Below are 12,705 nucleotides of genomic sequence, written 5' to 3'. Positions count from 1 at the left end.
CCGGGCCCGACGGCTCCGGGGGAGGGGTCGGGCGTCAGCCGCGGGCGGGCTCGAACTCGTGGGCGGCGACCTCCGCGAGCAGCCGCGCGCGGCGGGGCTCGTCCAGGAAGGCCGCCCGGAAGGAGTTGGCGGCGAGCAGCCGCAGCGTCGGCTCGTCCAGCTCCAGGGCCTGCCGCACCGCGCGGAAGTTGTCCTCCACGTAGCCGCCGAAGTAGGCGGGGTCGTCGGAGTTGACGGTGACCAGCAGCCCGGCGTCCAGCATGGTGCGAAGCGGGTGGTCGGCGAGGGTGTCGATGCAGCGCAGCCGCACGTTGGAGAGCGGGCAGAGGGTGAGCGGGATCTGCTCGCGGACCAGCCGGGCGACGAGCTGCTCGTCCTCCAGGCAGCGCAGGCCGTGGTCGATGCGCTCGACGCCGAGGACGTCCAGCGCCTCGGTGATGTAGGCGGCCGGTCCCTCCTCGCCCGCGTGGGCGACCCGCCGCAGGCCGGCGGCCGCGGCCCGCCGGTACACCTCGCGGAACTTCGCGGGCGGGTTGCCGACCTCCGCCGAGTCGAGGCCGATGCCCGCGATCCGGTCGAAGTACGGGCGGGCGGCCTCGAAGGTCTCCAGGGCGGACTCGGCCGACTCGTCCCGCAGGAAGCACATGATCAGGTGGGTGCTGATCCCGTACCGCTCCTCGCTGCGCGCGAGGGCCCGGGTGAGCCCGTCCACCACCGTGCCCAGCGGCACCCCGCGCACGGTGTGCGCCTGCGGGTCGAAGAAGATCTCGGCGTGCCGCACCCCCTGCCCGGCCGCCCGCGCGAGGTAGGCGTCGGCGAGGTCCGCGAAGTCCGCCTCGGTGCGCAGCACGGCCATCAGCGCGTAGTACAGGTCCAGGAAGGACTGGAGGTCGCTGAAGGAGTAGGCGCGGCGCAGCTCCTCGGTGTCGGTGTACGGGAGGGTGATCCCGTTCCGGTCGGCGAGGGCGAAGGCGAGCTCGGGTTCGAGGGTGCCTTCGATGTGGAGGTGGAGTTCGGCCTTGGGCAGCGGCATGGGGGGTCTTCTCGGTTCCGGGGGCAGAGGAGGAAGGTCGATAAATCATCCTATGACCTGATCGACCTTGCGCAGCGGCAGGCCCCGGTCGGTGGCGCGGGCGGCCCGGGGCGGCGAGCATGGGTGTATCGCAGCGCACGGGGGGCACCGGGATGCGGGGGGCTTCCGCCGAGGAGGTAACGGACATGCGGCACCCCGACGCTCCGCACAGCAGGCCCGAGGGCATCTCCCCGCACGCCCTGGGCAACGACGTCCTGCTGCACGAGCTGGAGCAGCTGCACCGGACGCGGCACGAGACGTTCCTGTACGGCTCGGAGGACGCGTTGAAGCGGCACACCCTGCGGACCGGGCAGCTGGAGGCGGAGTACGTGCACCGGTTCCCGAACCGGCAGATCACGGCCGCCCGGACGCGGGCGGGTGCCCGGGCCCGGGAGGCGGCGGCCAGGGTCGAGTCGCTGCCCGAGTAGGGCGCGGCGGGGCCGCCCGGCGGGACACGCCGGGCGGCTTCGGCGTGCCCGGGGGCGGGTTGTCGGGGAGGGTGGGTAGCGAGCGAAGAACCCCCGATCCCGACCACCTCTGGGAGCCCCGATGCCCATCGCCAGCATCAATCCCGCGACCGGCGAGACCCTGCAGACCTTCGAGCCGCTGGACGCCGCCGGAATCGAAGAGCGGCTGGCCCGCGCCGAGGCCGCCTTCCACGCGTACCGCACCACCTCCTTCGCGCACCGGGCGGCGCTGCTGCACCGGGCGGCCGACCTGCTGGACGGGGATCTGGAGGCCGTCGCCCGCACGATGACCGAGGAGATGGGCAAGCCGCTGGCCGCCGCCCGCGCCGAGGCCGCCAAGTGCGCGAAGGCGATGCGCTGGTACGCGGACAACGCCGAGGCCCTGCTCGCGGACGAGCACCCGGACCCGGCCGACGTCGCCGACTCCGGCGCCGTCGGCGCCTACGTCCGCTACCGGCCGATGGGCGTCGTCCTCGCCGTGATGCCGTGGAACTTCCCGTTCTGGCAGGTGGTCCGGTTCGCCGCGCCCGCGCTGATGGCGGGCAACGTGGGGCTGCTGAAGCACGCGTCGAACGTGCCGCGCACGGCGGTGGCGCTGGAGGAGCTGTTCCTCCGGGCCGGGTTCCCGGCCGGGTGCTTCCAGACCCTGCTGATCGGCTCGGGCGCCGTCGAGGCGGTGGTCCGCGACCCGCGGGTGGCCGCGGTGACGCTCACCGGCAGCGAGCCGGCCGGGCGGGCGGTCGCCTCGGCCGCGGCGGACGAGGTGAAGAAGGCCGTCCTGGAGCTGGGCGGCAGCGACCCCTTCGTCGTCCTGCCCAGCGCCGACCTGGACGCGGCCGTCCGCACCGCCGTCCGGGCCCGGGCGCAGAACAACGGGCAGTCCTGCATCGCCGCCAAGCGCTTCATCGTGCACGCCGACGTGTACGAGCGGTTCACCGCCGCCTTCACCGAGGCGATGGGCGCGCTGCGGGTCGGCGACCCGATGGACGAGGCGACGGAGGTCGGCCCGCTCGCCAGCCGCCAGGGCCGGGACGAGCTGGCGGAGCTGGTCGAGGACGCGCGGGCGCACGGCGCCCGGGTGGAGTGCGGCGGCGGCCGGCCGGACGGGCTCCCGGAGCACCTCGCCGCCGGGTGGTTCTACCAGCCGACCGTGCTGACCGGCATCACCCCGGCGATGCGGATCCACCTGGAGGAGACCTTCGGCCCGGTCGCCACCGTGTACCCGGCGGCGGACCTGGACGAGGCGGTGGCGCTCGCCAACAACACGCCGTTCGGGCTCAGCTCTAACGTCTGGACGACCGACCGGGCCGAGCAGGAGCGCTTCGTCCGGGACATCCAGGCGGGCGGGGTGTTCTTCAACGGCATGACGGCCTCGCACCCGGCGCTGCCGTTCGGCGGCGTCAAGCGCTCCGGGTTCGGGCGGGAGCTGTCCGGGCACGGCATCCGGGAGTTCTGCAACATCACCACGGTGTGGCTCGGGCCGTCCTGAGCGGCCCCCGCCCGGGATGGGGTCGGGGCGGGGGCCGGCCGGTCAGGCCGCCACGCGGTGCCGGCCCCGGCCCGGCGTCACCCAGCGGGCGATCACCCCGATCAGGGCCACCAGGGTCACGGCCCACACGATGCTGAACACCACCAGCACCGGCAGCAGGTCGATCTGGGCGGCGGCCATGCCCAGGCCGAGCGAGAGCGCCAGCAGGAACAGGACGGTGGTCGGGCCCAGGCTCAGCAGGCCGTGCCAGGCGCGGTGCGCCCAGCCGGGGTGTTCCGGCGCGTCGGGGCCGGTGTCGAGCGCCTTGTAGGTCAGCAGGTCCATCGGGGTCGCCTCCAGGCTTCCGAGGGGTGGCGGGCCGCCGCCGCTCACGAGGCGGTGCGGTGAGCGGCCGACTTCTTGGCGGTGGTGGTCTTCCGAGCGGTGCTCTTCTTCTCGGTGGCGGTCTTGGCCGCGCCGCTCTGCCTGGCGGTGGCGGTCTTCTTGGCGGCGGTCTTGGCCGCGGTGGTCTTCTTGGCGGGGGCGCGCCTGCGGGGGGCCGGCTGCTGCTCGGAGTCCTCCGCCGCCCCCTCGGCCTCCTCTGCCTCGGCCTCGGCGTCGGGTCCGGGCCGGGCCCCGGTGGAGCGGCGGCGGCCGCCCTTGGCCTCCTTGAGGCTGCTGCGCAGCGCCTCCATCAGGTCGATGACGTTGTCCGGCGCCTCGCCCGCCTCCTCCTCGTGCGGCACCTCGACGCCCTGCAGCCGGGCCTCGATGACCTGCTGCAGCGCCTGCTGGTAGTCGTCGTGGAGCTGGGCGAGGTCGAAGTCCTCGGAGAGGGTGTCCATCAGCGACCGCGCCATCTTCAGCTCCTGCGGCCGGACGACGACCTCCTCCTCGGGCGCGATGCCGGCCGCCGGGCGGACCTCGTCGGGCCAGATGCAGGTCTGCAGGACCAGCGTGCCGTCGTGCACCCGCAGCACGGCCGGGGACTCCCTGGTCCGCAGCGCGATCTTGGTGACGGCGATCTGCCCGGACGCGGTGAGCGCGTCCCGCAGCAGCGCGTACGGCTTGGCGGCGGCCTTGTCCGCCACGCCGACGTAGTAGGCCTTGGAGAACATCAGCGGATCGATCTCGGAGGCGTCCACGAAGGCCAGCACGTCGATGATCTTCTTGCTGGGCAGCGGCAGGTCGGCGAGGTCCTGGTCGCTCAGGGTGACCGTCCGGCCGTCGGGCGACTCGTAACCCTTGGCGATCTCCGCGTACGGGACCTCCTTCTCCTCCTGCTCGCAGTACCGCTTCATTCGCACCCGGCCGCCGTCCTTGGCGTGCACCTGGTGCAGCGGGACGTCGTGTTCCTGGGTCGCGGAGTACAGGTGGACGGGGATGCTGACCAGCCCGAAGCTGATCGTCCCCTTCCAGGTGGTCTGCATGGGGTCGCCCTTCCCGGAGGTCCCCTACCGGAGATTTCCCACTCTGCCCGGATTCACCCCGATCGGCCACACGATCCCGCCCGGGCCGCTCCGGGAGGAGAATGCGGAGCGAACGAGGAGGTGGCGGCGGTGTCCGGATCCGACCCCCGGCGCGACTGCGCGCCCCCGCCCGCGTGGACGGCCTACCGCGTCACCTACGCCGTCACCGGCGAGGCCGGCGTCCGGCGCGACGAGGTCACGCTGGTGCCCGGGTACTCGCAGGAGAGCGACATCCCGCGGATCCTGGCCGCCCGGCTGACCGGGCGGCCCGCGGACGGGTCCCGGATCGTGCTGCTGGATGTGCGAGCCCTTTAGGGCCCGGCCGCGTGCGGGCCGCCACGAACGGCCCAGGGGCGCCGTGTCCCCGCGGATCGGGGCATTTCACCACCTAGCATCAGGTTTCGATCATTTCGCCCCGCGCCGGTGACTGCCCGTCAACTCCACGCCCAGGGAGAGCCATGCCACCGTCCCCCCCTGCGCCCACCACCCCGGCCGGGCCCGGCGCACTGCGCTCGCTCGGCGAGTGGTGCGCACGCCACTTCCTGATCGTGATCGCCCTCTGGCTGGTCGCACTCGCCTGCATCCAGGTGGCCAACCGGTCCGTGGGCGGTGACTACTCCGACGACTTCTCGCTGCCCGGCACGCAGTCCGCCGAGGGCAAGGACGTGCTCCAGGCGCACGAACCCGCTCTCGCCGGCACCAGCTCCCAGGTGGTGCTGCACGACCCCCAACCGCTCACCGACTTCGCGGGGGAGGTCGGCCAGGCGATCACCTCGCTGCAGGCGCTGCCCCACGTCCAGAGCGTGCAGAGCCCGCTGCCCCCGCCCGGCCAGCCCGCCCCGCCCGGCGGACCGCTGGCCACGGACGGTCTCACCGGCTACATCACCGTCCGCTTCGACACCAACCCCACCACCCTGGGCGACGAGTACCTCACCGGCGTGGACGATGCCGTCGCCCCGCTGCGCAACGCCGGGGTGGAGGTCGAGTACGGCGGACCGCTGGGCGAGCTGGCACGGCCGACCGCAGACGACCGGACGAGCGAGGCGATCGGCTTCGCCGTGGCGATCGTGGTGCTGCTGATCGGTTTCGGCAGCGCCATCGCGGCCGGTCTACCCCTGGTCACCGCCCTGGTGGCGGCCATCGTCGGGCTGGGGGCGCTCGGGCTGCTGGCCGCGGCGACCACCTTCGCCACCGTCGCCCCGACCCTCGCCACCATGATCGGGATCGGCGTCGGCATCGACTACGCGCTGTTCCTGCTCACCCGTCACCGGCAGAACCTCATGGACGGCGTGGATCCGGTGAGATCCGCCGGGCAGGCGGTCGCCACCAGCGGGCGGGCCGTCCTCGTCTCCGGCTGCACCGTGATCATCGCGCTGACCGGCCTCTCCGTCTCCGGGGTCACCTTCATCGCCAAACTGGGGCTGGCGGCCGGGGTCACCGTGGTGTCGGCGGTGCTCGGCGCGCTCACCCTGCTGCCCGCCATGATGGGCCTGATCGGCCGCCGCATGGACCGGTTCACCGTCCGCAAGCCGGTCGCCGAGACCGGGGCCGCGCCGGGCGAGGAGATCACCGGCACCTGGCACCGCTACGCGCAGCGGGTCGAGCGCCGGCCCTGGTGGTTCCTCGCCGGCGGCGTGGTCGCGGTCGGCATCCTGGCGATTCCGCTGTTCTCCATCCAGCTCGGCCACATCGACGACGGGGCCGACCCGACCACGTTCACCGACCGGCGGGCCTTCGACCTGATGTCCGAGGGCTTCGGACCGGGCTCCAACGGCCCGCTGACGGTGGTGGTCGACCAGAGCGCGGTGGCGGCGGACGCCCGGCCGGCCCTGCTGAGCTCCGTGCAGCAGGCCCTCGCCACCGTGCCGGGCGCCGCCAGCGCCACCCCGCTGCAGACCAGCCAGGACGGGGCCGTCCTGTTCAACACCGTCATCCCGGTGGGGAGGCCCCAGGACAAGAGCACCACCCAGCTGGTGAACCGCCTCACCGACACCGTCCTGCCGCAGGCCGTCAGCGGGACGGGCGCCCGGACGTACGTCACCGGGACGACCGCCGCCCAGGTGGACTTCCTCGACATCGTGTCCAGCCGGCTGCCGCTGATCATCGCGGTCGTGGTCGGACTGGCCTTCCTGATCATCCTGGCCGTCTTCCGGGGCCTGCTGATCGCGGTCAAGGCGGCCGTGCTCAACCTGCTCTCCATCGCGGCCTCGTACGGGGTCGTGGTGGCGGTCTTCCAGTGGGGCTGGGGCGGGCCGGCGCTCGGCGTCTCGGGCACCGTGCCGATCGAGAGCTACGTCCCGATGATGATGTTCGCGATCGTCTTCGGGCTGAGCATGGACTACGAGATCTTCCTGCTCTCCCGGGTCCACGAGGCGTGGCTGCGCACCGGCGACAGCCGGGGCAGCGTCGCTCACGCCCTGGAGATCACGGCCCGGGTGATCACCTGCGCCGCGCTGATCATGGTGAGCGTCTTCGCCGCGTTCATCGTCAGCGACAACATCGTGATCAAGATGATGGGCCTCGGGCTGGCCGTCAGCGTCCTGATCGACGCCACGATCGTCCGACTGCTGATGGTGCCGGCGGTGATGACCCTGCTCGGCCCGCGGGCCTGGTGGACGCCGCGCTTCCTGGACCGGATCCTGCCGCACATCGACACCGAGGGCGAGGGCGAGACGCCCTGACCCCGGCGGGTGGCGGAGCCTGGCAGCCGGGCGTGGACCCCACGCCCGGCTTCCTTCTGCCCCGGGAACGGTCGGCGCCCTCTGGGGCCCGCCGGAACCCTCAGGCCCTGAGCGAGGCCAGCGTGACGATGGTGATGTCGGACGGCGCCCCGACCCGCACCGGCGGGCCCCAGGCCCCGGCGCCCCGGGTGACGTACAGCTGGGTGTCGCCGTACCGCTCCAGACCGGCCACGGTGGGGTTGGCGAGCTCGGCCAGGTAGTTGCCGGGCCAGAGCTGGCCGCCGTGGGTGTGCCCGGAGAGCTGGAGGTCGACGCCGTGCCGGACGGCGTCGTGGACGGTCACCGGCTGGTGCGAGAGCAGCACGGAGGTCCGGGAGCGGTCGCGGTCGCCGAGCGCCTTGGCGAAGTCCGGGCCGTCGCCCTCCGTCCGCCCGGCGAGGTCGTTGACGCCGGCCAGGTCGAAGCCGGCGAGCTCGACGCGGGCGTTCTGCAGCGGGTGGACGCCCAGCTCGCGGACGAAGTCGACCCAGGGCGCGGCGCCCGAGAAGTACTCGTGGTTGCCGGTGACGAAGTACGCGCCGTCGCGGGCCCGCAGCTGTGCCAGGGGCTCGGCCGCGCGGCCGAGGTCGGGGACCGAGCCGTCGACCAGGTCGCCCACGATGGTGATCAGGTCGGGCTGCGCGCCGTTGATGGTGTCGACGATCCGCTGGGTGTGCGCGCGGCCGAGGATCGGTCCGAGGTGGATGTCGCTGACGACGGCGATCCGGTAGCCGTGCGCCCGCGCGGGCAGGGTGGCCAGCGGCACGGTGACCTGCTTGAGCCGGGGGCCGCGCAGCACGCCGTAGGCGCCCTTGCCGACCACCGCGGCGGCCACCCCGGACGCGCCGATCGCCACCGTCCGGGCCACGAACAGGCGGCGCTCCGGGGACGGGACGGCGGCGGCGCTCTTGGGGTGCTCGGGCTTTTCGGCCTGCTCGGAGTGCTCGGAGTGCTCGGAGTGCTCGGGGTGCTCGGGGTGCTCGGGCGTGGGCTCCGCGGACTGCTGGGGCTGCTCGGGGCGCGGGGTGCCCGTCCGGCGCGGCAGCCGGAGCAGCAGCGGGCGGACGGCCTCGCCGACCGCCAGGGCGAGCAGCAGGTAGAGCAGCACCGCCAGCCACAGGTACCCCGGCCAGGCCAGCCAGCGCTCGACGGCCAGCGGCAGCGAGCGCCCGCCCACCAGGGCCCCGACCGCGAGCAGCGGCAGGAGGACGGCGAGCACCGTCCCGGTCCGCCGCCACCACCCGCCCGGCACGGAGACGTCGCGCACCACGCGCCGCCAGAGGTACCAGTGCGCGAGGGCCAGAACGGCCAGGACGGCGAGCACGCCGAGCACCACGAGGACGATCATCACGCGGACAGTATGTACGGCACCCCGACCCACTCCGACGACGGCCCCCGGGCCCGCGAAAGAGCCTGACACTGCATCAGATTTGAGCTTTCCGGGATCCCGCTGCACCCGCTCTGACCAGGCCTTTTGTGTCCGCTGAGCGGACAGTTTCCGAGGCCTTGTTCCGATACTCGTAGGTAGAAGTTAAGTTGCACCGCATTGCGCGGGTCCGTCCCCCACCCTCCGGCGTACGAGCCGAGGGCAAGCCGCGCTGGAAAGGCACAGGGCACACCCTCCATGAGTGCGGAAACCACCACCTCGGCCGGATCGCCGCCGTCCGACGCCGTCCCTCGGCAGCACGGCGCGACCGGCACCACCGGCACGGTCGGCCCGAGCGGCAGCGCCGGGCAGCACGGCCAGGGCGGCGACGCCCACCTCAAGCCCGGGCTCAAGAACCGGCACCTGTCGATGATCGCCATCGGCGGCGTGATCGGCGCGGGCCTGTTCGTCGGCTCCGGCGCGGGCATCGCGTCCACCGGGCCCGGCATCCTGCTGTCCTACACGCTGGCCGGCGTGCTGGTCGTGCTGGTCATGCGGATGCTCGGCGAGATGGCCGCGGCCGACCCGCAGAGCGGCTCGTTCTCCGCGTACGCGGACCGGGCGCTCGGCCGCTGGGCCGGGTTCTCCATCGGCTGGCTGTACTGGTTCTTCTGGGTCGTGGTGCTCGCGGTGGAGGCCACCGCCGGCGCGAAGATCCTCAACAACTGGATGCCCGGCGTGCCCCAGTGGGCGTTCGCCCTGATCGTGATGGCCGTGCTCACCGCGACCAACCTGTTCTCGGTCGCCTCCTACGGCGAGTTCGAGTTCTGGTTCGCGGGCATCAAGGTGGTGGCGATCGCCGCCTTCCTGGTGATCGGCATCCTGGCCGCGTTCGGCCTGCTCCCCGGCACCCACGCGGTCGGCACGGAGAACCTCCTCGACCACGGCGGCTTCCTGCCGCACGGGGTGGGCGCGGTGTTCACCGGCATGCTGACCGTCGTCTTCGCCTTCATGGGCAGCGAGATCGTCACCCTGGCCGCCGGCGAGTCCGAGGACCCGGAGAAGGCCGTGAGCAAGGCCACCAACAGCGTGATCTGGCGCATCGGGATCTTCTACCTGGGCTCGATCCTGCTGGTCGTGACCCTGCTGCCGTGGGACTCCGCCGCCGTCAAGGGCAGCCCGTACGTCGCGGTGCTGGAGCACGTCGGGATCCCCGGCGCCGGCCAGGCGATGGACGTGATCGTGCTGACGGCCGTGCTCTCCTGCCTCAACTCCGGCATGTACACCGCCTCCCGGATGGCCTTCTCGCTCGGCCAGCGCGGCGACGCCCCCAAGGCCTTCGCCACCGTGACCAAGCGCGGCGTGCCGCGGGTCGCGATCCTCTCCTCGGTGGTCTTCGGCTTCGTGGCGGTGTTCTTCAACTACACCTCGCCCAACACCGTCTTCTCCTTCCTGCTCAACTCCTCGGGCGCGGTGGCGCTGTTCGTCTGGCTCGTGATCTGCTTCTCCCAGCTGCGGACGCGCAAGATCATCGAGCGTGAGCAGCCGGAGCGCCTGACCGTGCGGATGTGGCTGTACCCGTACCTGACCTGGACGGCCATCGGCATGATCGGCTTCGTGATGGCGTACATGTTCACCGACGCCGACGGGCGCCAGCAGATGTACCTTTCGCTGGTCGCCGCGGCGATCGTCCTGACGGCGGCGGCCGTGGTGGGCCGCCGCCGCCGGGCGGCGGAGGCGGCTGCCTGAGCCGTCGGCACCGCCGTCCACGGACGCCGGGCCCGGGAGCCGTTGCGGAGGCTCCCGGGCCCGGTGTCGTTTCCCGGCCGCCGGTCGGGCGGTCGGGCGGTCCGGCTTCGGTACCGGATCATGACGGGACGGATATGACCTGCCGACCGGCAGCCCCTACCCTTTCCCCCTATGCGAGATCTTGTGGCGGGGATGGGGTATCTGGCCAAGGGCCAGAAATGGGTGGGGCGGCACGGCCGCTGGTGGGCGTTCGGGATGCTGCCCGCGCTGATCACCCTGGCGGGGTACGTGGTCGCGCTGGTGTTCCTCGGCGGCTGGTCGGAGGACCTCGCCGAGTGGGTCACGCCCTTCGCGGACGACTGGGGCTCCCCCTGGCAGGGCATGCTGCGCACCGCGCTCGCCGCGATCGTCTTCGGCGGCGGACTGCTGATCTCGGTGATCACCTTCACCGCGGTCACCCTGCTGGTCGGCCAGCCCTTCTACGAGTCGCTCTGCGAGAAGGTCGACGAGACCGAGGGCGGCGCGCCCACCCCACCGGAGGTCCCGCTCTGGCGGGAGCTGTGGATCTCGGCGCGGGACAGCCTGTACGTCCTGGTCCGGGTCCTCGGCTTCGGCATCCTGCTGTTCGCCTGCGGGTTCATCCCGGTGGTCGGGCAGACGCTGGTGCCGGTGGCCGGGTTCCTGGTGTCCGGGTTCTTCCTCTCGGTCGAGCTGACCGCGGTCGGCCTCCAGCGGCGCGGGGTGCCGCAGCGCGAGCGGATCCGCCTGCTGCGGGCCCGGCTGGGGCTGGCGCTGGGCTTCGGCGTGCCGCTGATCCTGGGGTTCCTGATCCCCTTCGTGACCGTTCTCGCCATGCCCGGCGCGGTGGCCGGGGCGACCCTGCTGGCCCGCGACCTCGTCCCGGTCGAGGACGCGGACTCGGACGCGGACTCGGCGGAGGGCGAAGGGCCCGATGGACGTCCGGACGAGGACGGGCAGCCCCCGGTGCCGGACGTGGCCTCCTACGGCGGCGCCTACGGGCAGCAGCCGGCCCCCGGCAATCCGTACGCGGGCGGGCCGCAGACCGCGCACCCGTACGCCGCCAACCCTTACGACGGCAATCCCTACGCCCAGCCGCAGGCCCCTGCCGAGCAGAATCCGTACCGGCGCGGCTGACCCACCCGCACCGCCGTGATCGGCCGGTCACGCTGCGTCGACCACGGGCGGCGGCGGCTGTGAGGCCGCCCACAGGGGGTTCGGCTACTACTGTCCTCGATAGTTGTCGGCTCGTCGGGGCCCGCCTCCCGGCGGGCGGCGGGGAGCGACCCACCCGGGCCCGGCCCGTCGGGGTGCGGCCCACCGGCCCCGAACACCGCAGGCCACCACCGCGTTTCCGCCTCCCGATCGATGGCGGCGGGCCGGATCCGGCCGAGGATCGGTCAAATCACCACAAAGCGCCCGGCCCAGGCCGGGCGCTTCGGCGTTCGCGCCGCCGTGGCCACTACCGGCGGTAGTAGCGGGCGCCTTTGCCGCGCGCTCCGGGCTCTGCAAAGAATGTCCAGTCGCCAGGCAGCGCGGACCGGCCCGTCCACCGCGCATCCCGCCCGCCCCGCCCTCACCGGCCGGGGTGCATGGCCGTCCCAGACGGCACTGCGGGCCTGCTCCCCCGAGCCCGTGCTCCGGACGCCCCGCGCTCCCGGCACGGCCCCGACGGAAAAGGATCGTCCGCTCCATGCAGCTCAGCCATGCCCGCCGCAACTCCCTGATCACCGGCATCACCACCCTCGTGGTGGCGAGTGCGGCCACCGCCGCCCTCGCCATCCCGCAGAGCGCCGACGCCGTCGCCCCGACGGCCGCCCCGGCGGCCGGCGTCTCCGTGGACGGTCAGCCGGTCGCAGCGGCGGAGCAGGCCCAGCCGGACGCCGCGGCTGCGGCTGCTGCTGCGGCCACGCAGGCGCAGGCCGAGGCGGACGCCGTCGCTGCCGCCGCGCAGGCCCAGGCCGCCGCCCAGGCGCAGGCCGAGGCCGAGGCGAAGGCCCAGGCGGACGCCAGGGCGAAGGCCGACGCCGAGGCCGCCGCCTCCCGCTCGCAGGAGCGCCCCGCGCTCAACGCCAAGCCCACCTACTCGGGCAGCCCGCGCGAGATCGCCGCCCAGATCGTCCCGGCCGGCCAGCTGCAGTGCTTCAGCAACATCGTGTCCCACGAGAGCAGCTGGAACCCGCTCGCCGTCAACGCCTCCTCCGGCGCCTACGGCCTGGTCCAGGCCCTCCCCGGCACCAAGATGGCCTCCGCCGGCTCCGACTGGCGCACCAACCCCGCCACCCAGATCAAGTGGGGCCTCGACTACATGAACTCCCGCTACGGCAGCCCCTGCGGCGCCTGGGCCTTCTGGCAGAGCCACCACTGGTACTAAGC

General features: G+C 73.2%; 11 protein-coding genes. 7 read left to right on the top strand and 4 right to left on the bottom strand.

The window, feature by feature from the left end; all coding sequences use genetic code 11:
- Positions 1-34: 34 nt before the first annotated feature.
- Positions 35-1,033 (bottom strand): adenosine deaminase, encoded by a 999-nt coding sequence (locus tag ACGFZP_RS20105; protein ID WP_392934556.1) that lies wholly within the window; start codon positions 1,031-1,033, stop codon positions 35-37.
- A 185-nt stretch (positions 1,034-1,218) separates the two neighbouring features.
- Here ACGFZP_RS20105 and ACGFZP_RS20100 point away from each other — a divergent pair, with 185 nt between their 5' ends.
- Complete coding sequence (locus ACGFZP_RS20100) at positions 1,219-1,500, top strand: DUF6158 family protein (RefSeq protein ID WP_392934554.1); 282 nt, start codon at positions 1,219-1,221, stop codon at positions 1,498-1,500.
- A gap of 121 nt (positions 1,501-1,621) precedes the next feature.
- Positions 1,622-3,028 (top strand): NADP-dependent succinic semialdehyde dehydrogenase, encoded by a 1,407-nt coding sequence (locus ACGFZP_RS20095; RefSeq protein ID WP_392934551.1) that lies wholly within the window; start codon positions 1,622-1,624, stop codon positions 3,026-3,028.
- Positions 3,029-3,070: 42 nt separating this feature from the next.
- Here ACGFZP_RS20095 and ACGFZP_RS20090 read toward each other — a convergent pair whose 3' ends face one another.
- Entirely contained in the window at positions 3,071-3,352 is a 282-nt protein-coding gene (locus ACGFZP_RS20090) for a hypothetical protein (RefSeq protein WP_392934550.1), read from the bottom strand.
- A 44-nt stretch (positions 3,353-3,396) separates the two neighbouring features.
- Positions 3,397-4,437 carry a Ku protein gene (locus ACGFZP_RS20085; protein ID WP_392934548.1) on the bottom strand — a complete coding sequence of 347 codons (1,041 nt, stop codon included), beginning with the start codon at positions 4,435-4,437 and terminating at the stop codon, positions 3,397-3,399.
- A 129-nt stretch (positions 4,438-4,566) separates the two neighbouring features.
- Here ACGFZP_RS20085 and ACGFZP_RS20080 point away from each other — a divergent pair, with 129 nt between their 5' ends.
- Together ACGFZP_RS20080 and ACGFZP_RS20075 are read left to right on the top strand one after the other, a co-directional pair.
- Complete coding sequence (locus tag ACGFZP_RS20080; RefSeq protein ID WP_392934545.1) at positions 4,567-4,791, top strand: hypothetical protein; 225 nt, start codon at positions 4,567-4,569, stop codon at positions 4,789-4,791.
- A 143-nt stretch (positions 4,792-4,934) separates the two neighbouring features.
- Positions 4,935-7,157 carry an MMPL family transporter gene (locus ACGFZP_RS20075; protein WP_392934543.1) on the top strand — a complete coding sequence of 741 codons (2,223 nt, stop codon included), beginning with the start codon at positions 4,935-4,937 and terminating at the stop codon, positions 7,155-7,157.
- A gap of 100 nt (positions 7,158-7,257) precedes the next feature.
- On the opposite strand, the gene ACGFZP_RS20070 is transcribed toward ACGFZP_RS20075, so the two are convergent.
- Positions 7,258-8,544 carry a metallophosphoesterase gene (locus tag ACGFZP_RS20070; protein ID WP_392934696.1) on the bottom strand — a complete coding sequence of 429 codons (1,287 nt, stop codon included), beginning with the start codon at positions 8,542-8,544 and terminating at the stop codon, positions 7,258-7,260.
- A 276-nt stretch (positions 8,545-8,820) separates the two neighbouring features.
- Here ACGFZP_RS20070 and ACGFZP_RS20065 point away from each other — a divergent pair, with 276 nt between their 5' ends.
- From ACGFZP_RS20065 to ACGFZP_RS20055, 3 genes are all read left to right on the top strand, one after another.
- Positions 8,821-10,311, top strand: a complete 1,491-nt coding sequence (locus ACGFZP_RS20065) for an amino acid permease (RefSeq protein ID WP_392934540.1) — start codon at positions 8,821-8,823, stop codon at positions 10,309-10,311.
- Positions 10,312-10,482: 171 nt separating this feature from the next.
- Positions 10,483-11,466 (top strand): EI24 domain-containing protein, encoded by a 984-nt coding sequence (locus ACGFZP_RS20060; RefSeq protein WP_392934537.1) that lies wholly within the window; start codon positions 10,483-10,485, stop codon positions 11,464-11,466.
- A 556-nt stretch (positions 11,467-12,022) separates the two neighbouring features.
- The gene (locus tag ACGFZP_RS20055) at positions 12,023-12,703 is read left to right on the top strand and encodes a transglycosylase SLT domain-containing protein (protein WP_392934535.1); all 681 of its coding nucleotides are present in this window, start codon (positions 12,023-12,025) and stop codon (positions 12,701-12,703) included.
- The last annotated feature ends 2 nt before the right edge of the window (positions 12,704-12,705 follow it).

Origin of the sequence: Kitasatospora sp. NPDC048239, assembly GCF_043202015.1 — a bacterium.
In the GTDB taxonomy this organism is placed as follows: Bacteria; Actinomycetota; Actinomycetes; order Streptomycetales; family Streptomycetaceae; genus Kitasatospora.
This window is presented reverse-complemented; position numbering and strand designations above follow the sequence as displayed.